Annotated in this window: 16 protein-coding genes and 6 pseudogenes; 12 read left to right on the forward strand and 10 right to left on the reverse strand. The window is 67.5% G+C overall.

The features are described from left to right. Window positions 1–89 precede the first annotated feature (89 nt). Window positions 90–401, forward strand: a complete 312-nt coding sequence (locus tag OG410_RS00700; protein WP_329297244.1) for a hypothetical protein — start codon at window positions 90–92, stop codon at window positions 399–401. Between the two features lie 399 nt (window positions 402–800). Next, complete coding sequence (locus tag OG410_RS00705; RefSeq protein WP_329297245.1) at window positions 801–2,090, forward strand: PASTA domain-containing protein; 1,290 nt, start codon at window positions 801–803, stop codon at window positions 2,088–2,090. A 480-nt stretch (window positions 2,091–2,570) separates the two neighbouring features. Here OG410_RS00705 and OG410_RS00710 read toward each other — a convergent pair whose 3' ends face one another. Beyond that, on the reverse strand, window positions 2,571–3,098 hold the full coding sequence (locus OG410_RS00710) for a LuxR C-terminal-related transcriptional regulator (protein ID WP_329297246.1): 528 nt from the start codon (window positions 3,096–3,098) through the stop codon (window positions 2,571–2,573). Window positions 3,099–3,323: 225 nt separating this feature from the next. On the opposite strand from OG410_RS00710, the pseudogene OG410_RS00715 reads away from it, so the two are divergent. After that, window positions 3,324–3,505 (forward strand): annotated as a pseudogene (locus tag OG410_RS00715) (IS5 family transposase); the annotation flags it as partial. A 326-nt stretch (window positions 3,506–3,831) separates the two neighbouring features. On the opposite strand, the gene OG410_RS00720 reads toward OG410_RS00715, so the two are convergent. The 3 genes from OG410_RS00720 to OG410_RS00730 form a co-directional block, all read right to left on the reverse strand. After that, entirely contained in the window at window positions 3,832–4,401 is a 570-nt protein-coding gene (locus tag OG410_RS00720) for a DUF305 domain-containing protein (RefSeq protein WP_329303984.1), read from the reverse strand. 26 nt (window positions 4,402–4,427) lie between these two features. Beyond that, window positions 4,428–5,798, reverse strand: a complete 1,371-nt coding sequence (locus OG410_RS00725) for a DUF1996 domain-containing protein (protein ID WP_329297247.1) — start codon at window positions 5,796–5,798, stop codon at window positions 4,428–4,430. A gap of 180 nt (window positions 5,799–5,978) precedes the next feature. Beyond that, the gene (locus tag OG410_RS00730) at window positions 5,979–7,703 is read right to left on the reverse strand and encodes a discoidin domain-containing protein (RefSeq protein WP_443063693.1); all 1,725 of its coding nucleotides are present in this window, start codon (window positions 7,701–7,703) and stop codon (window positions 5,979–5,981) included. A 328-nt stretch (window positions 7,704–8,031) separates the two neighbouring features. On the opposite strand from OG410_RS00730, the gene OG410_RS00735 reads away from it, so the two are divergent. Together OG410_RS00735 and OG410_RS42465 are read left to right on the forward strand one after the other, a co-directional pair. Then, window positions 8,032–9,024 (forward strand): LacI family DNA-binding transcriptional regulator, encoded by a 993-nt coding sequence (locus tag OG410_RS00735; RefSeq protein WP_329297248.1) that lies wholly within the window; start codon window positions 8,032–8,034, stop codon window positions 9,022–9,024. Window positions 9,025–9,165: 141 nt separating this feature from the next. After that, window positions 9,166–9,339 (forward strand): annotated as a pseudogene (locus OG410_RS42465) (IS701 family transposase); the annotation flags it as partial. A 15-nt stretch (window positions 9,340–9,354) separates the two neighbouring features. On the opposite strand, the pseudogene OG410_RS42470 reads toward OG410_RS42465, so the two are convergent. Beyond that, a pseudogene (locus OG410_RS42470) lies at window positions 9,355–9,846 on the reverse strand (CHAT domain-containing protein); the annotation flags it as partial. A gap of 67 nt (window positions 9,847–9,913) precedes the next feature. On the opposite strand from OG410_RS42470, the gene OG410_RS00745 reads away from it, so the two are divergent. After that, entirely contained in the window at window positions 9,914–11,020 is a 1,107-nt protein-coding gene (locus OG410_RS00745) for a hypothetical protein (protein WP_329297250.1), read from the forward strand. Window positions 11,021–11,059: 39 nt separating this feature from the next. Here OG410_RS00745 and OG410_RS00750 read toward each other — a convergent pair. Further along, window positions 11,060–12,061, reverse strand: a pseudogene (locus OG410_RS00750) (IS5 family transposase). Window positions 12,062–13,349: 1,288 nt separating this feature from the next. On the opposite strand from OG410_RS00750, the gene OG410_RS00755 reads away from it, so the two are divergent. Next, a complete protein-coding gene (locus tag OG410_RS00755) occupies window positions 13,350–14,744 on the forward strand; it encodes an alkaline phosphatase PhoX (RefSeq protein WP_329297251.1) in 1,395 nt (464 codons plus the stop codon). A 140-nt stretch (window positions 14,745–14,884) separates the two neighbouring features. Then, on the forward strand, window positions 14,885–15,046 hold the full coding sequence (locus tag OG410_RS00760) for a hypothetical protein (RefSeq protein WP_329297252.1): 162 nt from the start codon (window positions 14,885–14,887) through the stop codon (window positions 15,044–15,046). 16 nt (window positions 15,047–15,062) lie between these two features. Here the strand turns inward: OG410_RS00760 and OG410_RS00765 are convergent. Then, window positions 15,063–15,994 (reverse strand): IS5 family transposase gene (locus OG410_RS00765; RefSeq protein WP_443063694.1). Its coding sequence is split into 2 segments (ribosomal slippage): window positions 15,063–15,610 and window positions 15,610–15,994, totalling 933 coding nucleotides; the frame shifts between segments, so codons are not numbered across the junction. A gap of 44 nt (window positions 15,995–16,038) precedes the next feature. Between OG410_RS00765 and OG410_RS00770 the strand changes: the two are divergent. Further along, a pseudogene (locus tag OG410_RS00770) lies at window positions 16,039–16,422 on the forward strand (transposase); the annotation flags it as partial. Window positions 16,423–16,440: 18 nt separating this feature from the next. On the opposite strand, the gene OG410_RS00775 reads toward OG410_RS00770, so the two are convergent. Then, window positions 16,441–16,638: a hypothetical protein gene (locus OG410_RS00775; protein ID WP_329297253.1), complete on the reverse strand. Its 198-nt coding sequence runs from the start codon at window positions 16,636–16,638 to the stop codon at window positions 16,441–16,443. Between the two features lie 206 nt (window positions 16,639–16,844). Further along, window positions 16,845–17,303 (reverse strand): MarR family winged helix-turn-helix transcriptional regulator, encoded by a 459-nt coding sequence (locus OG410_RS00780; RefSeq protein ID WP_329297254.1) that lies wholly within the window; start codon window positions 17,301–17,303, stop codon window positions 16,845–16,847. 63 nt (window positions 17,304–17,366) lie between these two features. Between OG410_RS00780 and OG410_RS00785 the strand changes: the two genes are divergently transcribed. The 3 genes from OG410_RS00785 to OG410_RS00795 all read left to right on the forward strand — a co-directional run bounded on the left by OG410_RS00785 (window position 17,367) and on the right by OG410_RS00795 (window position 20,810). Continuing rightward, on the forward strand, window positions 17,367–17,735 hold the full coding sequence (locus OG410_RS00785) for a VOC family protein (protein ID WP_329297255.1): 369 nt from the start codon (window positions 17,367–17,369) through the stop codon (window positions 17,733–17,735). Then, the gene (locus OG410_RS00790; RefSeq protein ID WP_443063695.1) at window positions 17,732–18,973 is read left to right on the forward strand and encodes an ISL3 family transposase; all 1,242 of its coding nucleotides are present in this window, start codon (window positions 17,732–17,734) and stop codon (window positions 18,971–18,973) included. The genes OG410_RS00785 and OG410_RS00790 overlap by 4 nt, the downstream gene beginning before the upstream one ends. A gap of 919 nt (window positions 18,974–19,892) precedes the next feature. Beyond that, window positions 19,893–20,810: an NADP-dependent oxidoreductase gene (locus OG410_RS00795; RefSeq protein WP_329297256.1), complete on the forward strand. Its 918-nt coding sequence runs from the start codon at window positions 19,893–19,895 to the stop codon at window positions 20,808–20,810. 86 nt (window positions 20,811–20,896) lie between these two features. Here the strand turns inward: OG410_RS00795 and OG410_RS00800 are convergent. After that, window positions 20,897–21,361, reverse strand: a pseudogene (locus tag OG410_RS00800) (transposase); the annotation flags it as partial. Window positions 21,362–21,433: the final 72 nt, after the last annotated feature.

The raw sequence follows: 21,433 nt of genomic DNA on the forward strand, positions 1-21,433 counted from the left end.
GCGAACCGGTGCGGCGTCAGCCCGGATGCGGGGCGGGCGGTCCCGGGCAGACGCTGGCGGCCGTGCCTTCCCCAACGAAAGGAGTGGTCGTGGAACTTCTCCTCATGGTTCTCGTCGCCTTCCCGCTCGGATACTTCGTCCGCAGTCGTCCGGCCGCGCTCGTCGTCTACATCGCCGTCCATTCATTCGTGTTCAGTTTCCAGAACACGACCCTGCTGATGGGGTGGCTGGGCGGCGATCACTCGGCCTTTCCCAAGGGCGCCACCGCGCCGCCGTTGTCCTATCTGCTGTTCAACGTCGCCTTTTACGCGGGCGGCCTCGGTCTTGTCGCTCTCGGCGGCAAGGTGCGCGCCAGGGCTGCGGCGAAGCGTGCCCGGAAGGCCCTGGACATCGCCGGATGACCCTGAGGTTCAGTACCGAGCCGAGCCGGGTCCGGCGTCGGGAGGGAACGGGTGGCAGGCCCGGACACGGGGCGGCCGTCGACTCGTCCTCGATCCGGTGGCGAGCCGCTGTCCTCACCGCTGCGGCTGCCTCGGAGTCGTCCGCGGATCCCCGCAGCCACCACCCGGGTTCGAGGGGCCGGCGCCCCTGGTTCCGGGACATGCCCGGAGCGGATGGTGGGCGCTGACCGCGATCGTCCTCGCGTCGCCGCCTGGCCGGTAGCCACGGTTCCGGCCCGGGACGTGGCCACGGTCACGGCCCGCGTGGCCGTCACTGCCCTCGTCCTTCCCGTCCGGCACCCGGGTCCGCGCGTTCCTGACTCTTCGTCATCACCGATCACGGAAGAATCGGAGTACGACATGAGCGGGGGAACCCCCTACGTCACCCAGCACCGCCGCGCCCGAGGTCCAGGCACCGGCATCAGGTTCCTGGCGGAGCTGGGCCACGCCGTCCGTGCGATATTCCGTCCCGACGGCACGACGGGACGGAACACCGCCACGGCGCGACCCGCGGCGGTCGCCCGTACGAGGCGTTTCGCATCGATCTGTCTCGTCCTTGTCCTCGGTCTGGGGCTGACGACGGCCTGCGCGGTGCCCGCGCTCACCCGAGGCGCCAAAGGGGCCACCTTGGTCGGGGAGTCTGTGGGATATGCGTCGCGGACGAGCTTCTTCAGGAACGCGCTCGCCCGTGGTGAGCGTGCCCTGACCCGCGACACGCTCGCCAAAGGCGGCGAGTACAGCGGCGGCAAGAGCGGTCTGTACGGCGGAAGCCTGAATACGTCGAGCTGCGACGTCGGCCGGCTCCTCACCTTTCTGAAGAACCCCGTCAACCGCGCCAAGGTCGCGGCCTGGTCCCAGGTCCTCGGCCTGGCCCCGGACGGGATCGAGCAGTTCCTGCGGCACGAGGTGACGCCCGTACTGCTCGGCAACGACACGCTCGTCCGCAACCACGGCTACGAGAAGGGCAAGGCCACGGCGTACGACTCCGTCCTCGAGGCAGGCATGGCTGTGCTCGTCGACCTTCATGGCGTCCCTGCGGTGAAGTGCAACTGCGGCAATCCGCTGACCTCGTCGAAGGCCAGCCTCGACATGAAGATCAAGATCCACTTCAAGGGCAAGAGGTGGAACTTCAAGAAGAAGCGGATGGTGAAGGTCAAGGCGAGCAAGACACCCCGCAAGGCCATCGTCCTCGCGACGGACAACCCGGCTGAGAACATCGTGCGCTCCGTGGGCGCGAACGGGGCGCAAGAGGACGAGCCCGTCCAAGCCACAGATGCGGTCACCATGCCGGACCTCGTGGGACAGCCTGAGGACGCCGCGCGTGCGCAGTTGGAGAACCTCGGCCTGGAGGCCGTCAGCGAGCGCGACCTCGACTCGGACCAGGAGCAGGAGCAGGGCACGGTCACCTCGACCGAACCGAGCGCGAACAGCACCGTCGGTCCCGGCACGACAGTCGTACTGACGGTCGCCGGCCCGGCCACCCCCTCGACGTCCGTCAGCGAAGGGTCTGGCGGCATCACGGAGACCACGACTCCGGTCGCCTCCCCTCCGACGACCGGGGAAGGAGACGGGGATGACCTGACGACGGCTCCCCCATCCGGTGACACAGGCGGCGCCGACCTCATCGGCGGTGCGGACGGTACGGGTTGAGTTCCGGGTCTGGCCCGGGGCGCACCCACCGTAGGTGAGGGGCTGACGAACGACGGGCTGAGCCGCTCATGCGCATGCCAGGTACGGCTATTGGTGACCGGCTGCACCACTCGAGACCCGGGTGGAGACGATCCGGATCCTCACCACCCGGGACACACCGACCTGCAGCCGTCGAGCTCGTCCGGCCCGATGCCATCGCAGGACCGTCCTGGCCCGCCCGAGCCCTCATCACCACAAGCACTTGGTCCGGGACGGTCCGATCGGATCGGGGCTTGGTCCGGCGGGATGTATCTCTCGCCTGAAGTACCGGGCTTCGCCGGCGGCGGACTTGACCGTCGCTCCCGGCCGCGACCGGTCGACACGACCGCATCCGCCTTGAACTCGGCGGTGGTAGTGCTTCATCCCCACAGGAACTCCGTTCACCTGGACCATCAAGATCCAAATCTCTTCGTGTCCAAAATCCGGGGCCAGGGCTCGCCATCAGGGCTCCCCGAGGCCCGCGCGGCGAGCGCGGAGCATGGCGGCGGCACGGTCCGGTGTCTGCAGCTTGGTGAGGATGTTCGAGGCGTGGTTGGCTACGGTCTTCGGCGTGAGGGACACTTGGCGGGCGATCCGCCCGTTGAACCAACCGTTGGCCAGCAGGGCGAGGACCTCCCGTTCTCGCTCGGTGAGTTCGGGAAACGGAACTGCGACCGGGTACGGGACGCTGAAGGTGCTCAGCACACGGCGGGCGACGTCCGCGCCGAAGACCGCGTCGCCGCGTGCGACGGCACCGATGGTGCGCACCACGTCCTCCTGCTGAGCGCCCTTGAGGAGGTAGCCGTGGGCGCCCGCCCTCAAGGCGGAGAAGCAGCCGGCCCGCAGCCAGTACACCAGCGCGTTGAGGATCTCCCGCCGGGCGTGTTTCGCCGGCCGCCCACCGGGCCTGACCGCCGGAACCAGCGGACAGAGGATCTCCCACTCCGGATCAGAAAGATCCGTCGAGTAACGAGTACGCAGCCCGCACACTCCAGCCCCCGAAAGTGCGACACCACCCCGCTACCAGGCAACTTGCCCCGCTGACAGGCTTTTCAGACGCTCTCTACATCGAGATGTTCTACAATCGAAAACGCCTCCACTCCGGACTTGGCTACAAGACTCCCGCAGAAGTCCACGCCGAGTACGAGGAGTTGCAGGCAGCGGCATAGACAGAACCCTCAACACCACTGTCTGAGAAGCGCGGGGCCCCTCAGACAGAGGCGAAGCATCGTGACTGACACGATCAGCCTCCTGCTCACGGTGCTGGTCACCGCAGCCGGCGTGCAGGACTCCGTCGCGGCACCCGGATCCTCGACCAGGTCGCCGCCGAACACCCCGGCATCGGGAAGGTACGGGTCGACGGCGGCCGCTCCAGCACCTCGTCGAGTGTGCCGCGGTCCTATCCTTCAAACCGTCGGCGAACGCGCCGTCACCGCCTGGATGGCCGTCGGGGCCCACCAGCGCGCCACCGGCTGCAAAGAAATCAACGAGGCCAAAGGCGCCAGCCACCTTTGTACATCGACAAACTCATCGACTTTTACACCACCCACCTCATCAACAAGCAGTTGCTCGCGGAGACAAATACCGGTAGGCCTCTGCGGAGCAGCCAGTTGCGCAGGGCGGCGCCAGCCATCGCTGATCTCGTGCGGACCGAGGGCCTCGCAGGAGTCAGGTCCATATGGAGTATCTCTGCGCCGCGGCGGCCCGCTTCCGTCTGCTGCTCCTACGGTTGCGTCACCGTGGTCTCGCCGCCGAGCGTCGCAGGCCGTACCGGGTACAGCTTGTCCAGCCAGGAGGTCTGTTCGGCTGTGCTCTTCGCGATGGCTGCTGCCAGTTCCTTCGCCTTGTCGGCCCAGCCCTGGGTTCGCTCGCTGGCACAGAGCATCCGAGACTGCGTGAAGTGGGCGCGCAGCGCGCTGGTGAGAATCTGGTCGAACGCCTGACCGTTCGTGGCGGCCGCCTTCTTGAGGGTGCCGAGGCTGACCATGCCCGGCATGTTGTGCCCCTCGTGGGGGCGGGTATCGGGGACGCCTGAGAGCTGCAGCACAGCGCGCAGGCGGCGCAGGTCGTCGCGCAGTGTCGATCTGGTCTTCGCCGCCAGTACCGTCAGGGCCGGGTCTGACGTGCGGGAAGGAACCAGATCGGTCAGGAGCTGCGCACGCTCGGTCATGGGGATCATCAACAGGATCCAAGCGGTGTCGGTTGCGTTGAAGGCCGATACCTGCGCCGTGTCGGCTGTCGGCGACGTGCCGGCTGTCGACTGCGCGGTGCAGCCGACAGCCGGCATCGCCATGGCCACGGCGCATGCCGACCACAGACTCAGAACGTGCCTGCGGAGTTGCATTTGGCCTTCTGGGTGATGCAGTCCTTCACGCGGTGCCCGAGAGCGTCATTGTCCCAGGCGTTGAAGAAATCACCGTGGATGGACGATGCCATGCCCGAGGCCAGCCGGAAGCCTGCGGCACTGCCGCTGGTCGGGTAGCTGAAGACGAAGGAGATGTTGGGGATGGCGACCGGGTAGGCGCCACTGCACTTGCCGTCGTACGTGAACGCAACGTGTGACTTGTGGTCGGGACTGTCCAGGTTCTTGCCGTCCCAGCAGTCGGGGAAGACGAGTTGGTGGGTGAGGTGGGCCTTTGGAGCACAGAGCGGCCAGTTGCCGTCGGCGCTGCGGCCGATCTCGCCGCCCTCGCCGGAGCACCAGAACTGGCCGGTTGATCCTGCCGGGGTAGGCGTCTGTGCCTTGGCGTTGCCTGCGATCATGCGGAATCCCTGCGGGAAGGGAACGGTTGCCGCAGGCTGGTCGATCCGGGAGCCGTAGTAGACGATCATGCCCTCGGGTTCGACGGCCTTGTCGCCCTCGTAGAGGGTGGGGATCCAGTACGCCGAAAGGTCGTTGGCAGGGGTGCAGCTGGTCGGCGTGTTGGCCAGCAGCGACTGGGTCGTGGAGAACGCGTCGGTGCTCTTGTTGCCGAAGAAGCTGTGCATGTGGGACGCACCGGGAAGGCCCGGTAGGACGATGGGGTCGTCCGGCTTGGAGTGACTGTAGGCGCAGGTGGCGTTGAACTCCGGAACCCGGACCACACCGGCGGGCACTGCGGCCGGCGTCATCGCGCGGAACTGAGTCAGCTGAGCGTTCCACTTGGCCTGGTCGACGGGGACCCATCCGGCTTCCGCGCCACCCCCCTCGCCGACGAAGGAGAACCAGTTGATGTTGACGAAGTCACCGGGTGTCGTGCCGCGCAGCACGGCGAACACCGTCTGCGAACCGGCGGGATGGGTGGTGACTTCGGTGGTCTGGGTCACCCAGCTCTGCCAGCCGCCGGTCGGGGAGGTGGGTACGACGGCGAGCAGCGGGCCGGTCAGGCCGGCGGTACGCAGCTCCACTGTGCCCGAGCCGACGGCGGAAGCGATCCGGGCCGACACCGTCAGCCGGCCGGCCACGCCGAGGTCGACGTTGTCGAAGCGCATCCAGTCACCGTCGGCGAGGAACGCGGCGTTCTGCCCGCCTCCGGTGTCCGCGGTCGCCTCCAACGCGACGCCCGACTGGGCTGCGTAGGACTCGGCCTGGATGGTGACCGTCGCGGCCTGCGCCTGCGGGGCCGACACGGTCAAGCTCAGGGCAGCGGCCAGCACGACCGCCAGAGCATTCACTAACAGCGTGTACAGATGGACGGGATATCTGCGCATCTCACTTCCTCACGTCACGAGCATGGGGGATGAAGGGCCGGCTCCTTGCCGGAGCACGGCGATGGGGAGAGCACGAGCCGGGCAGCGGCGTGCGCCCGCGGGGCGATCCGGATGTCCTGGGCTGCCCCGACCGGGCGGGCGGAGCGGCCCGGGAACCTCGCGAACACCGGGGGCCGGGAATTACCGATAGACCCGCACGTAGTCGACGAGCATCTTGGAGGGGAAGGGGGTGCTGGCGTCTGTCGGGCCCGGCCAGTCACCTCCGACCGCCAGGTTGAGGATCATGTAGTGGGGATGGTCGAAGATCCACGGTCCGCGTGTCTGCTCCACCTGATCCTTGTCGAGGGAGAAGACGGTCCGGCCGTCCAGGCTGTAGGTGATGCCTCTGCTGTTCCAGTCGGCAGCCCAGGTGTGGAAGTCGTCGGAGAAGTCGGCGTTCCCAGGCAGTGTGTACGGCGCGCCGATCCCGCCTCCGCCGTTGTAGGCGGGCGCGTGGACGGTCGAGTACGCGGTCTTCACGTCCTTGCCGAGGACTTCCATGATGTCGACCTCGCCGTTGTACGGCCACGGCCGGCCCGTCAGGAAATCGGCTCCCATCATCCAGAACGCGGGCCACAGGCCGTTGCCCTTGGGCACCTTGATGCGTGCTTCGACGCGCCCGTAGGTGAACTGGAACGTCGCGCCGGAGTTCATCCTCGCCGAGGTGTACTGACAAGTGGTGCTGCCGCTCAGCGGGTCAGGCGGGCACGACGATCCGGCGGTGACCTCCTTGCGCGCTTCCATCACCAGGTGCCCCGCCCCGTCCAGCGCGGCGTTGCGGTGGTCGGTGTAGTACTCCAGCTCGCCGTTCGGCCCGGTGCCCGGATCGGCCCTCCACTTCGAGGAGTCAGGCCTGCCGCCGGCGGCACCATCGAAATCGTCGCTCCACACCAGCCGCGGCGGATTCGCGGGGTCACTCGGCAGGGGCGGAGCCGGTATCGGATCGCCGCCGGTGCCGTACACCTGGAACTCCCACAGCGAGTAGCCGTAGGGGGTGGCACGCTGCGTGCCGTACATGCGCACGTAGCGGCCGGCGCCGGAGACAGCCAGCGTCTGCTTGAAACCCGTGCCGGACGTCGTCGAATAGATCGGCGTCCAGTCGGCTCCGTTCGACGAGACCTGGATCTGGAAGGACTTGGCATAAGCGGGATCCCACTGCAGCACGACCTTGTCGATCTGCGCCGTCGCGCCGAGATCAACGGAGATCCAGCCCGGATCTGTCCATCCCGTGGTGGAGCTTGTGGCCCAGCGGGAGGCCGGATCCCGGTCGAAAGCCCTGGCCGGCGTGCACTCCCAGCAGTTCTGGTCACTCTGGGAGGAAGAAGCCACGCCCGGCCTGCCGTAGGAGAGCAGTCTGCCCGCGTCACCGCCAGGACCATCGGCGCCGACAGTGCCGTACACCTGGAACTCCCACAGCGAGTAGCCGTAAGGGGTGGCACGCTGCGTGCCGTACATCCGTATGTAGCGGCCTGTGCCGGCAACGGCCAGACTCTGGGTGCCGCCTGTGCCTGTGGCCGTTTGGTGGACGACGGTCCAGCTCTCCGCGTTGCTCGATACCTCGATCCTGAACGCCGTGCCGTACGCAGCTTCCCAGTTGAGGACGACCCGGCTGATCTCGGCACTTGCCCCGAGGTCGATCTGAATCCACTGCGGATCGGCGAAGGCGCTGGACCACCGTGTACCGGGGTCACCGTCGACGGCGCTCCGAGCGCTGAAGACTCCCTCGGTACTTGAGGCTGTGGCGGGCTTTCCCTGAGAGAGCAGAACCTCCGCTGCCTGAGCGACGGGAGCGGGGAGAGCGATGAAGGCGAGCAGGGAGGCCCCGAGGGCCAAAACTAAGCCGAAGCGACGCAACAGCGTTTTCACGGGCGACTCCTCAAGTGGGGGGAGGTGAGGGAGCGCTCCCTGAAGGGGAGGATGAGGGTGCCGGTAAAGACTGTCAAGAACCTTGTTCACCTTGAAAAAACAGCGACGTAACGTCTACGACGCGCGGAGGGAGCGTTTTCTCGCGGCTCCGCGACAGGCCGACAGCCGCAGAGGTGACGCAAAGGGAGACGCGGTCCCGAGCACGTTCATGCCACCCCGGCCTGCGGATACGCTGTCGGCATCGCCATGACGCAGAGCCGGAGGCCGCCCCGATGAGAAAACGCTCCCCGCGCACGAATCCAGGCGGCGGCACGGGGGACGGACAGGCATGAAACGCCCCACTCTCGAAGTGGTCGCAGCCCGGGCGGGCGTGTCCAAATCGAGCGTCTCCCGCGTCATCAACGGCGAGACCACGGTCGCCCCGCAGATCCGAGACGTCGTCATGCGCGCCGTAGACGAATTGGGCTATGTGCCCAACGGGGCGGCACGCAACCTCGTCACCCGCCGCACGGACACCCTCGCCGTGGTGGTCTCCGACCCACCTCAAGGAGTCGTCTCCGACGACCCCCTCTTCTCCTCCGTGGTCCGCGCCGTCAGCAGAGAACTCGAGACGGCGGGCAAACGGCTCGTACTCATGCTCGCGGAATCGGACCAGAGCCGCACCAGAGTGGTGCAGTACATCGCCGGCGGACATGTCGACGGCGTGCTCCTGGTCGCCCTGCACGGTACGGATCCGCTGCCGGCCGCACTGGCCCGACAGGGACTGCCTGTCGTGTCCTTCAACCGCACCTCCGCACAAAACGTCCCGTACGTGGCTCTGGACAACGCCGGCGGAGCAGCACTGGCCGTGCGTCACCTTCTGGAGCGCGGCCGGCGTCGGATCGCCACCATCACCGGGCCGCTCGAACTCTACGAAGCGCGTGAGCGTCTCGACGGCTACCGCCAGACGCTGCGTGACACCGGCCGTCGCTCCATCGCGGCGCTGGGCGACTTCACCAGAGTCTCCGGCGACGAAGCCATGCGCCAGCTCCTGGAGGACGATCCGGACCTCGATGCGGTGTTCGCGGCCAACGACCTGATGGCAATCGGAGCCCTGCGCGCCCTCCATAAAGCGGGCCGACGTGTCCCCGAAGACGTGGCAGTCATCGGCTTCGACGACATAGAAGCCGCGTCCTACTCCATCCCCGCGCTCACCTCGGTGCGCAGCCCGATGGCCGACCAGGCAACCGCCGCCGTCCACTTGCTCCTCAGCCTGATCGACGGCGGTCCCACAAGCCCGGTGATCATGCCGAACGAACTCGTGGTGCGCGAATCGACCTGACGTCCCGGCAGCCCGGCTCCCCCGAGGCTGCTACCGGCCCTACCGGTAGTTCGTTAAATCCGGCGGTGGCGTGGGTTGACGGCGAGGCGGGTTGGTCGTAGGCCGGTGGTAGGAGTCAACTGCCTTGCTGGGGGGGTGAAGATGACTGCTCGCCGTCCGTGTCCGCCCGCGCCGGAGCCGTTGGAGGGGTACGCGGCCCGGTTCGATGACCTCTTCTTCAGCCTGGCCCAGCGGCGGGGTTTTCGTGAGTACCTGACCGGGCTGCTGGCGCCGCGGGAGCGGAACAAGACGATCACCTGCCTGGCAGGGGCGGAGCACCGCGAGTTGCCGTCGGCCAGCCGCCACCGCCTCGGACACCCGGTCTCCAGCGAACAAGCGCTCGTAGAACGCCGCCATGAACTCCGCGGCGGCCACCGTGTACACGCTGTACGCCATGGCGAGCACCGCTCTGGCACCCTCCTGCAGCAGCCGGGTCGCCACCGCAGCCTCCACTTGCGCCGCTATAGTGGCCGACTGGTAAGCGTTCAGAACCACCAGCGGCACCTCGGCGGCGGCCAGCACCCTGGCGACCCGCTCGGCCGACACCAGCTCCGCGCCACCGCCCGGTTGCTCGAAGGTCAGCAAGCCGCGCGGCCCCGGGCCCTCGAACGTCAGCGGGCTCCGACCGCTGCCCCGCCGACCTCCGACCGTAGTCCCCGCACCACCCGCGTCCGCTTCTCCGAGGGAGCCGTGGCCGTCGAAGTGCACGATCGGGAAGGGGCGGCCCTCGTCACGCGCCTGGCGCAGGACCTCCCCGAGCCGGTCCAGCGTCGGCGGGCGCAAGACTACTAGGCGCGTATTGAGTCGCGATCAATCAGCCCTGATCCGTCCTCCTGGATAGGGTGACCAGATGACGCGAACGCTCCCGTCCCTGACCACCGAGGCGGCGGCACTGTCCGTCGCCGGAGCCGGGCTCCGCCGTTACGAGATGGGCCCGGCCCTGATCGGGGCGGGGGCGGACGCGACCGTCGTCATCGTCGAGCCCGGGGACAACCCGGGGGTCAGTGGTGTCCAGGACTCCACCAAGGTGCTTCTGCGCGGGGACGCCGTTCCGGCGCTCCATCCACGGTTTGAATTCCGGGCTGCCCTGCCCATTCACCTCTTCGCCCGCCTGGACCGGGGCTGCCTTCCCCTGGGCACCGCGCTCTGTCGGGGAGGGTCGTCGGCACCTGCCCATTTCAACCACGCCGAATTGAGGCTCGACCAGCCCCTGACCCGCGAAATGCTGGACGCGGTCCGGCCCGTCCCGGCACCCGGGTCGGTGCCAACGGCGGACTGGGTCGACCACGTGGAAACGGATCCGATCCGGGCCCTGGAGTCGTTCGTCCTCGGCTGGTTTCCCGCCGAGGAGGCGGAGCCGGCCGGGGAAGAGAGCACGGAGGGCGAACCCGACGACCTGCCGGAGGCGTTGGCTGGCTTCTACCGCCTGGCCCGCCTCCGCCCCGCTATCCACAGATTCCGCAACCCGGTACTGAAACAGCCCCAGCGAACTTCCGGACCGCTCGGCGGCCGACTGGTCTTTGCCGCGGATGGCGAGGGCACCCGGGACTGGTCCATCCCGTGGCCACCGCAAGAACTGGGCGAAGCCGATCCCCGTGTATGGCTCACCGAAGACCCCTTCTCTGCGGGCCCGGAGACCATACTCGAAGAAGAACCGCTCAGCCGCTTCCTCCTGCAGTACACCCTCTACGAAGCCATGAACGCCGCCCTCTACCAGGCATGGACCTACTGCATACCGGCTGTGCGCCTCGCCCCGTTGTGGAGCATGCTGCGCCCCGTACCCCTGAGCCCGTTCCTGCCGGCCTACACCGCCGAGAAGTTCTTCGTCGCCCCGGGACTGCTCACGACGATCAGCAGCGACGAGAACGAGGCCGTCGTGGCCTTCGCCACGCTCCATCGCGCCACCTTGACGCCCCTGCTCGAGCACGGGTTCCGCTGGTCTCGCTTCGACGGCTGAAACATGAGGCCCGTGACTGGGGCGCATACCTGGCCGTGGTCAGGGGCCGCTCCGGGTGAGGTCTTTGATCCAGATCATCGAAGCGCGTAGGTGGAGGCCGGCGAGGAAGCTGTCCGGGGTCTTGCCGTATCTGGTGGCGATGCCCCGCCACGCCTTGAGCTTGTTGATCAGGCGCTCGACGGTGTTCCTCTCCTTGTAGAGGTCGGCGTCATGGCGGACGGGCCGACCGCCCCTGCTGCCTTTGTTCTTCCGGTTGGCGGCCTGGTCCCTCTTCTCCGGGATCACAGCCTTGATGCCGCGTCTGCGCAGGTAGGAGCGGTTGCCGCGGGACGAGTAGGCTTTGTCCCCGGCGACCGCGACCGGCCGGGTGCGAGGTCGGCCAACGGGACCACGGACCGTATCTTCTCCAGCACGGGGACGAATTGCGGGCTGTCTGCGGCCTGGCCCGCGGTCAGGACGAGCGCCAGCGGGCGGCACCTGCGGTCGGCGGCGAGGTGGACCTTGCTGGTCTGCCCACCCCTGGAGCGTCCGAGGAGACCAGCCTTCAGCCGGAGTTTTCGTCGGCGCCGGATGCGTCGTCGCTCCTCCCGCTCGGGATCGCTCTCGGTGTCCGGCCCGTTTTGTTCTTCGATGCTGCCCCTTTTGGCCTGGCTTTCTCTTCCTCAGTGGCGGCCTTCTCCAGGGCGGTGAGGACGTCCTCGCCCAGGTGTATTCCCGCGGCGTCGTGGTGAGCGCGCGTCGTGGTGGAATCGACGCTGACCAGGGACAGGTCCACTCCGCCCCGCCTCACGGCTTCCGCGATCAGGCCCTCCAGCAGGGCCTCAAAGACGCCCGCGTCCCGCCACTGCCGGAAGCGGTTGTGGACGGTAGACCGGGCGCCGAACTCCTGCGGCATCTCCCGCCACTGTCCACCTGTCCTGAATCGCCAGATCACACCCTCGAACTGCTGCCGCAGCCGCTCGGGGTAGGGCCGTACTCGCCAATCGGCAGGTACGGCCCGATGGACTCCCACTCCACGTCCGTTAGTTGCGCTCGCGTCACGCAAGACGATCTACTGGGTCAGACCTCGGAGCGAGGGTAAATCCTGCAGATTGATCACGACTCGATACGCGCCCTAGATGGGAGCAACCCCGTCTTCGGTCGCATCGAGTGGGACAACTTCAACGAGGTCACCAACCTAGATGCCGTGTTGCGCCGTAGGAAGCGGACGTCGCTACGCGAAGGCCGGCAGTTGCTGCGCGACTACGCCTGGGTGACGGTCTGTCCGGCGGAACTTGCGGCGCAGCTTGGCGGCGTCGCAGCGCTGGAGGACTCGCGCGCGTTCCACCGAGTAGTCCCGTCGCGGGCGGGCGGTGTGCTGCTCCAGGTGTCGGCCACTATGGCTGGGTTCACGGACCAGGTGATGGAGCGGGTGTTCGAGGCGTTGGCTCCCGTGCTGCCGCAGGGTGAGCCAAGCCCCTATCCCGCGTACCCTGGCATTCGATTCGTACCACGAGACGCCGCCACAGTGCGCTAAACCGCCCGGGCGCGGGGAGCACCCTGCGGGGGCCGCGGTGCTGCTGCGGCGGCACTGCCGATTCTCCGTCTCGGTCTGCTCGGGGCGTGCACTAGGATTGATTGAGCTGGTCGGCGGAAGTCGTACCGGTAGGTGATGCGTTGGTGGTCCAAGGAAAGACGTCCCGCTTCCTGCGGGGAAATGCAGGTGCAAGGCCTGCCCAGCGCTCTGTGAAGCCCCTGTCCCGTTCCGCGGGACAGGGGCTCTTTTTTTGCCGTCCAGGGCCACTGGCCGAGGCGAAGCGGCTGTTACTCACTTTTGGGTGACGACTGACTGCCTGGTGGGGTGGCCGGTGCCTGGCGGGTGGTGCTTGATGGCCAACTGCTGCAGAGCTGCCGAGGTCGGGCCCTCGGCAACTTCGCGCACCGGTGAATGGATGGCTGCTGCAGCCAAGTGTCACCGCGGTGCGGTTGATCGGTAACGCACCCCGGATCGCGTTCACATTCAAGTGATCTGGAGGGCAAGGTGCGGGTGGCGGCCGGCCGGCACCCGCACCCCGCACAACCCGCAGAAACACAGCTCCATGAACCGATGCACGGCTGTGACCTGCACAGATGGTCTCACCCGGCTCCGTCTCGGCAATCGCGGCAGCAATCGCCGCTCCAGGGAGGGGAACGGCGCTCCCGGCCGGCCGACTCGCGGGAGCGGCACCGTCTTCCCGACGAAACCCCAGCGACAGGAGTGACACGTACGACGTGCGTGGTTCCGGCGGACTCCACCGCGTGCTAGACACAGCTGGGTCACAGTCCTGTCCGCCAGCAGGAAGGTTGTCCCATGCCCGAAAACAGCCGGTCCACGACGAGGCGTCAGATGATCGCCCGGACCGCGGCGTTAGGCGGCTCCCTCGCGTTCGCGGGAAATCTCTCCGAACTGTTCGCGGGCACCGCCGCCGCGCAGAGCCTCGGCCACCGTGGCTACGGCCCCCTGGTCCCCGACCCGAACGGACTGCTCGACCTTCCGAAGGGCTTCCGCTACCGCGTCCTCTCGCGCGAGGGCGACCGGCTCCGCTCCGGCGAGGGCCTGGTGCCCAGCAACCACGACGGCATGGCCGCCTTCGCGGGGCATTCCCGGGACGGCCGCGGACGCGTCCACCTGGTCCGCAATCACGAGAACCGGGTCACCGCGACGATCGCGGTCCCGACCGTCGAGGGCCTCACGTACGACCCGATGGGCAAGGGCGGCTGTACGTCCCTGTCACTCGACCGGCAGGCGAACGTCCTCTCGGAACGCGTGGCCATCGCCGGCACGGCCGTCAACTGCGCCGGTGGGCCCACGCCTTGGGGTACCTGGCTCACCTGCGAGGAGACCGAGGACAAGGCCGGGACCAACGGCTACACCAAGGACCACGGCTTCATCTTCGAGGTCGACCCGGTGGACCCGCACCGCACCGGAGCCGTTCCGCTCACCGCCATGGGGCGCTTCCAACACGAGGCGATCGCCGTCGACCCGGGGCGGGGAGTGGTGTACGAGACCGAGGACGCGTTCCTCTCGCCCTTCGGCCTCTTCTACCGCTTCCTGCCCAACCGACCGCGAGGCGGGACGGGTTCACTGCGCGCCGGCGGCCGGCTCCAGGCGATGCGCGTCCCCGGCGTGGGGGACCTCTCCTCCGTCCAGGAGACCGGCACGGCCTTCCAAGGCATCGAGTGGGTGGACGTCCCGGATCCCCTGGCGGCCCAGACCCCCGTCCGCCTCCAGGACTTCGGCCCGAAGGGCATCACGCACGGGCAGAAGCTGGAGGGCTGCTACTGGGGCGGCGGCTGCGTGTATTTCGTCTCCTCCTTCGCCCGCAGTGCCGACGGGTCCTCAGCCGACCACTACGGCCAGGTCTGGCGGTACGACCCGTCGGCTCGCCGCCTCACGCTGGTTATCGTCTTCGGCCCCGGCACCGACATCCAACTTCCCGGCGAGTCCCCCGACAACATCTGCCTCGCCCCCGGTGGCGGCCTGATGGTCTGCGAGGACGGCAACGGCGCGCAGCACGTCTTCGGGGTGACACGACGCGGAGAGGTGTACGCCCTGGCGCGCGGCGCCCAGAACATCGGCACGCCACAGGCCCCGGAGTGGGGCGAGTTCGCGGGCGTCACCTTCTCCCCGGACGGCGGCACGATGTACGTGAACTGCTACACGCCCGGGACGACGTTCGCGGTGACGGGCCCCTGGCACGGCTAGGACCTGTGCGGCCGATCATGGTCTTGTCAGGGTTCTGGCGTGTCGAAGACCAGCGTGAGCAACGAGACCGAGAGCATGCTCTGCCTGTGGGTGGAGCCTTGGGAACTGACCATTGGATGCGCCCCGGCGAGGAGTTCACCGTGGTGACGGACCTGGAGCCTGAGGATTCACCGTTCAACGTAGTTGTTCATGCTCAGGGCATCACGGTGTGGGTGAACTCGGCCAACGACGCCACGGTCGTCGACAAGAACGGCAGCCTCGTGCCATGCGGGCATCAGCGCCCCGCCGATCTGGGATGGTGACCGGTCTCAGCGCTCGTCAGGACCGCAGCCAGATGACGAGCGCGGCAGCAGTGACGGTGCCGAGGAAGACGTAGCCACGCTTGTCATATCGGGTCGCGACGGCGCGGGGGTTCTTCAGCTTGTTGATGGCCCGCTCGACGGTGTTGCGCTTCTTGTACTGGTCCTCGTCGAACCTCGGTGGCCGTCCGCCTCGTGATCCCTTCCGCAGGCGGGCGGCCCGGCTGTCGGCCTTCTCCGGGATCGTGTGCCGGATGCCGCGCCACCGCAGGTACTGACGGCAGGGGCCGTTGCTGTAGGCCTTGTCGGCCGCGACGCTGTCGGGCTTCTTGCGGGGCCTGCCCAACGCGAGCCGGGGGACCCGGATCTTCTCCAGCACGCGCACGAACTGGGTGCAGTCTGCCCGCTGCCCCGGGGTGACGATCAGAGAGAGTGGGCGGCAGAAGCCGTCCGCGCTCAGATAGATCTTGCTGGTGAAGCCGCCGCGCGAGCGGCCCAGGCCCTCGCCTCCCGCACCACCTCCACCAGTCGGCCGACGAGGCTCTGCCACGGAGTTTCGTCCTGGTGTTCCAGCGTCCCGTCCCCCTTTGAGCCAGTGAGGGCCGGCGGGTCGGTGCGGGCGCTGGCTGCGTGCTGGTGGGCGCGCACGATGGTGGAGTCCACCGAGATGTCCCAGTCGATCTCGCCTGCCGCGTCGGCCGCGGCCTGGACCCGTTGCAACAGCCGTTCCCAGGTGCCGTCGGCGGACCAGAGCCGATGGCGCTCGTAGACCGTCTTCCACGGCCCGGACCGCTCCGGCAGATCTCGCCAGTGCACCCCGGTCCTCACCCGGTGCAGAATCCCGTCGATCACCTGTCGGTGATCACGCCACCGCCCGCACCGACCGTTGCCCACCGGCAGGAACTGCCGCAGCCGTTCCCACTCCTCATCCGACAGATCGCCCCGCCCCATACACGGGACAACGATCCGACCAGGCGACAGTCACATGATCGGCCGGACAGCTCCTAGCCGTGCTGGTCACCGCAGCCAGCGTCTCCGACAACGCCGGCGGCATCCATGTGCTCTCGCACATCGCCGCCGCCCACCCCCGCATCACCAAAGCATGGGCCGACAGCGGGTACCGCACCAAGGCCATCGACCACGGTGCCACCCTTGGCATCGACGTCGAAGTTGCCCGCCGCGACCCTGCCCAGAAGGGCTTCAAGGTGATTCCGCGGCGCTGGGTCGTCGAGCGGACATTCGGCTGGCTCATGCACCACCGTCGCCTCGCCCGCGACTACGAGACCCACCGCTCCGAAGCCATGATCAAGGTCGCGATGGTCGACCTCATAAGCCGCCGACTCACCCGCGAATCGACCCCGAACCGGCGCGACGCCTGACCACCGCTCACGGCGTCATCACGAGTTCGTCGGCCCCTGCCGCAGTACCTTGAAGCGCTGATCCACCAGATCAACACACTCATGCAGACCCGGCGTCGGCAGACCGGCACGCTCACGCATCACAGCAATGGCCTGCACGTTCCGTCCGGCCGAGACGAGGCTGTCCACCTCCGCCTGCACCCCGACCGAGAGCCGGTCCCACAGGGCATTCCCCATACCCGCATTGAACCCGACGGGCCGCACTCGAGAGCGACCGCGTCCCCTCGAATCACCGCCTTACCAAACAGCCCTACCGAGACAAAACGGGCTCATCGCAGTAGAGGGTGCAGTCGGGGTCTGTCGGTTTTCGAGGTCGCCGACACGGATTTCAGGCTCGGCTGCATTCCTGTCCGAGCGCGACGAGACGTGCGCCGCGGAACGAGCTATGCACCCTCGTTGTCACCGCGCAGGGAATGGATCATGCTCTGCAGGATCCGGAACGCGTCTGACTGCTCGGTCTCGGTCAGGCCGGCCAGCATTCTGGCCTCGACGGACCGGACGGCTGCGCTCGCCTTCTCGAGGCTTCGTCGGCCGCGAGGCGTGAGCCGCGTGGGAAGCACCTTCCCGACGGGTGCCTCCGCAGGCCTGGTCACGTAGCCGTCTCGTTCCAGGGTCTGGAGCAGCACGTTCATCGTCTGCCGTGTCACGAACGCGCCCCGCGCGAGCTCGGAGTTCGACAAGCCCGGTCGTTGCGCCAGCAGCTCGATGCAGGAGTAGTGCGTCACGCTCATCCCGAGCGGCCGCAGCACTTCCTCCATGGCCGCGCGGAGGGCGCTCGACGCTTCTTTGAGCAGGTAGCCCAGTGACGTCTCCAGGTTGACGCCGACACCTTCTTGACTCATGTCAGTATTCTGACATAGGTTGACGCATGTCAGAAAACTGACACGAAAAGAAGGAGCGTCATCATGCCCGTCACCGGCCCCGACTTCATCTCGCTCCAAGTGCGCGGCCTCGACGCTTCGCAGGCGTTCTACGAGCAGTACCTGGGCCTCGTCCGCTCGTCGGCCGGACCTCCGCACGCCGTCGTCTTCGAGACGAAGCCGATCGCGTTCGCACTCCGCGACGTCATTCCCGGCACCGACCTCGCATCCGTCGCTCAGCCCGGCATCGGTGCCGCGATCTGGCTCCACGCCACCGACGTCCAGGCCATCCACGACGCGCTCGTCGCCGACGGTCACACCATCGTCTCCGCACCGATCGACGGTCCCTTCGGTCGGACCTTCACCTTCGCCGACCCCGACGGCTACCAGGTCACGCTCCACGACCGCGCTTGATCGACCAAACGCCACCGGCCGATCATCAGCGGTTGCGCCCTGGGCTCGTGCGTGACGCCACCTTCCGCCCTGATGACCGGTGCCATGCCTGCGGCTGTCTGGGGGTGCCGCGCGACAGCGTGCTGCGCCGACCGGCGCACGTCCCGCTCGGCTGGCGGGCAACGATCCTGCACGTCCGCATCCGCCGCTACCGCTGTTCGGGCTGCGGGCAGGTCTGGCGCCAAGACACGACCGCGGCCGCCGCGCCGAGGGCGAAACTCTCGACGCAGGCGGTGACGTGGGTATTGAAGAGTGTCGTCATCGCCCGGATCGCCGCCGGGCTCGGGGTGTCCTGGCACACCGTCAATGACGCCGTCCTGGCGACCGGCCACCAGTTGCTGATCGCCGACCCGACCCGCTTCGACGGTGTCCAAGCCCTGGGCGTGGATGAGCATGCATGGCGCCACACCCGCCGCGGGGACAAGTTCGTCACCGTCATCATCGATCTCACCCCGGTCCGCGACGGCACCGGACCGTCGAGACTGCTGGACATGGTCGAAGGCCGATCCAAGCAGGTGTTCAAGACCTGGCTCGAGGCCCAGACACCAGCGTTCCGCGACGGGATCGAGATCGTGGCCATGGACGGCATCACCGGCTTCAAGACCGCCGCAGCCGAAGAAGTCCCCCACACAGTCGCGGTGATGGACCCGTTTCATGTTGTCGCCCTGGCCGGCGACGCGCTGGACCGATGCCGCCAACGCGTCCGGCAAGACACCTGCGGGCACCGCGGCCGGGTCGGTGATCCGCTCTACGGCATCCGCAGAGTGCCGCGCACCGGTGTCAGCCTGCTCACCGACCGCCAACACGCCCGACTCACCAACGTATTCACTGCCGATGAACACGCCGCGGTCGAGGCGACCTGGGGTGCCTACCAGCGCATCGTGTCCGCCTACCGGCAACCCGACCGCCGCGCCGGCAAGACCGAACTCGCCGCCGTCATCAAGACGATCAGCCACGGCGTCCCGGCCGGACTGCCCGAACTGAGTCGACTCGGCAGAACACTGAAACAGCGCGCCGCTGACGTGCTGGCCTACTTCGACCGGCCCGGCACGTTCAACGGCCCGACCGAGGCCATCAACGGCCGACTCGAACACCTGTGCGTCACCGCCCTCGGCTTCCGCAACCTGACCAACTACATCACGCGCAGCCTGCTTGACACCGGCGGCTTCAGACCCCGACTACACCCTCTACTGCGATGAGCCACAAAACGCTCTTTAAGGCCGTTCCACTGGGGATGCAGACTTTTCTCATTCTCTGAAACTTCGCAGGACACAGCGTTGATCCGTCGATCAAACCCCACATAATCCTCTTCTCGCTTTTTGAAGCGCTGCAGGCCAGAGAGCCATAAAGGGCCTTCAGCCTGCGATCTAGTTGCGGCGGCATACCCGATGCGCCGGCCGAACACCACGAAAATGTTTCCGCAGCAACCGGCCCCACCCACCGCGTCGGGCCCACAGATCCGGCGCCCGCTCCCCCAACACTTCCCTCAGCTGCGGTGCAGCCCCTCCCGCCGCTCGTTCCGACGCGAACGAGGTTCGCAAGGTAGCTGGACAGCGCACGACGCATCTGAGACCACCTCGTCACCAACTCAGGCCCGCTGCCGAGCACCTATTCGGCCAACATGTCACTTTGTCGTGCGCCCGATCCGGGCTCCATCACCCGCCGGTCTTGGCATGGTGCCAGCGTGCGACGGCCGAATGGCTCCCCGACTGATTGACGCGACCACAACGGCATTGTGCAGGTCGAAGCGTCAGTCCAGTCGCCTCGGTCGTCGTCCACCACAGGCATCCGGGCTCGGTTCTGGAACTCAACGACACGGACGTCCAGCGGCGAAAGGCCGAAGGTGCGGAAGCTGTTGGCTTTCTCAGCCTTTGCGCAGGCTCGTCCCGTTCGAATCGAATCCCAGAGTGGCCCAAGATTTCGCCATGAAAATGGACCATACCCCTGGGCTGCTCCACTCCTAAGGTCGAAGACATGACGACGAGTGAATAGCAGTCCGGCCGGCGCTGTCCAGATCGGCCGGCCGTCTCCTATCAGCCCACCGAGGGGATACCGAACGGGCCTTCCATCCCCGCAACGTTTCCACCAAAGAGACAAACGACCAAGGAGGCAATTCCCATGAAAGCGATCGTGGTGACGGACCAGACCGCGGGAACAGCCGGGATGAAGCTTGTGGAGCGGCCCGAGCCGTCTGCAGCGATCAACGACGTCATCGTTCGGATTCACGCATCGGGCTTCGTGCCGACCGAGCTGGAGTGGCCATCGACCTGGACCGATCGCGCCGGCCGTGACAAGACGCCGTCGATCCCCGGCCACGAGCTGGCTGGAGTGGTCACCGCCCTCGGTTACGGCACGACGGGGCTGTCGGTCGGGCAGCGGGTGTTCGGCCTCGCCGACTGGCACCGTGACGGCACCCTGGCGGAGTACGTGGCAATCGAAGCACGCAACCTCGCGCCCCTGCCCGGCGACGTCGACTACACGGTAGGCGCCTCCCTGCCCATCTCAGGTCTGACCGCATGGCAGGGACTGTTCCAGCACGGCCGCCTTCAGCCCGGCCAGACCGTCCTCGCCCACGGCGCGGCCGGGGCAGTCGGGACGATGGTGACCCAGCTCGCACGTGAGGCCGGCGCATACGTCATCGGCACCGGACGTGCCGCCGACCGTGAGAAGGCACTCGATTTCGGCGCGCATGAGTTCGTCGACCTTGAGAATGACGCGCTGGAGGACGTCGGCGACGTCGATCTGGTCTTCGATGTCCTCGGGGGCGACGTTCAAAAGCGGTCCTTTGCCCTGATCAAGGCTGGAGGAACGCTGGTATCCATCGTCGGCCCGGTCGAGGCGCGGCCCGCTGAGGGCCTGGCGGTGGATTTCGTTGTCGAGGCCGATCGTGCCGAACTGGGTGAGGTCGTGCAGCGGGTGCGGGACGGACGGCTGCGGACGAACATCGGTGACGTCTCGTCCCTCGACGATGCCGTCGCCGCCCTCAACCCGACCGAGCGACGCAAGGGAAAGACGATCATCCGCGTTTGTCCCTGAGGACTTGGGACAATGACCCGCCCTCCCCCTTCCAGAGGGCGGGGCGTGCAGGGCGGGGGGCCTTGACCCGGAATCTTGGACACGGGTTATGCGGCTGGGGCCAGGTTAGTTGATGTTGTGGCGAGTGCTGTTTCGTAGGTGATCGGGCTGCGTTGTCCGAGGCTGGAATGGCGGCGTCGGATGTTGTACCGGTGGAGCCAGCGGAAGAGATCGAGGCGGGCTTCGCGCTCGTCGGCCCAGTCCCTGCGGCCCTGGAGCGTCTCTCGCTTGCAGGTCGCGTTGAAGGACTCGGCGAGCGCGTTGTCCGCTGAGCTGCCGACGGCGCTCATCCTCTGGATCACGCCCGCCCGGCGGCAGGCGTCGGCGAACACCCGGCTCGTGTATTGGGCGCCGTGGTCGGTGTGCATGTGATTCGCGATCGCCCAGCCGGCCAGGCGCCGGGAAGCGAGGTCGATGACCGTGGCCAGATACAGGAACTTCCCGCCAGTCAGCGGGAGATAGGTGATGTCGCCGACGTACTTCGTGTTCACGGCCTCGGCGGTGAAGTCGCGGCCGATGAAGAGCGAGGACTCGCCCTTCGTCTGCGCTGTCATCGGTCAAACCGAGCAGACAGCCAGGCGCGA

The sequence above is a fragment of the Streptomyces sp. NBC_00659 genome, from assembly GCF_036226925.1.
Classification (GTDB): Bacteria; Actinomycetota; Actinomycetes; order Streptomycetales; family Streptomycetaceae; genus Streptomyces.

Excerpts from the sequence above, each read along its gene's own strand:
- OG410_RS00755 (WP_329297251.1), top strand. The coding sequence starts at position 13,350 with ATGCCCGAAAACAGCCGGTCCACGACGAGGCGTCAGATGATCGCCCGG.
- OG410_RS00745 (WP_329297250.1), top strand. The coding sequence starts at position 9,914 with ATGACGCGAACGCTCCCGTCCCTGACCACCGAGGCGGCGGCACTGTCC.
- OG410_RS00780 (WP_329297254.1), bottom strand. The coding sequence starts at position 17,303 with ATGAGTCAAGAAGGTGTCGGCGTCAACCTGGAGACGTCACTGGGCTAC.
- OG410_RS00775 (WP_329297253.1), bottom strand. The coding sequence starts at position 16,638 with ATGGGGAATGCCCTGTGGGACCGGCTCTCGGTCGGGGTGCAGGCGGAG.
- OG410_RS00720 (WP_329303984.1), bottom strand. The coding sequence starts at position 4,401 with ATGGCGATGCCGGCTGTCGGCTGCACCGCGCAGTCGACAGCCGGCACG.
- OG410_RS00785 (WP_329297255.1), top strand. The coding sequence starts at position 17,367 with ATGCCCGTCACCGGCCCCGACTTCATCTCGCTCCAAGTGCGCGGCCTC.
- OG410_RS00705 (WP_329297245.1), top strand. The coding sequence starts at position 801 with ATGAGCGGGGGAACCCCCTACGTCACCCAGCACCGCCGCGCCCGAGGT.
- OG410_RS00725 (WP_329297247.1), bottom strand. The coding sequence starts at position 5,798 with ATGCGCAGATATCCCGTCCATCTGTACACGCTGTTAGTGAATGCTCTG.
- OG410_RS00795 (WP_329297256.1), top strand. The coding sequence starts at position 19,893 with ATGAAAGCGATCGTGGTGACGGACCAGACCGCGGGAACAGCCGGGATG.
- OG410_RS00735 (WP_329297248.1), top strand. The coding sequence starts at position 8,032 with ATGAAACGCCCCACTCTCGAAGTGGTCGCAGCCCGGGCGGGCGTGTCC.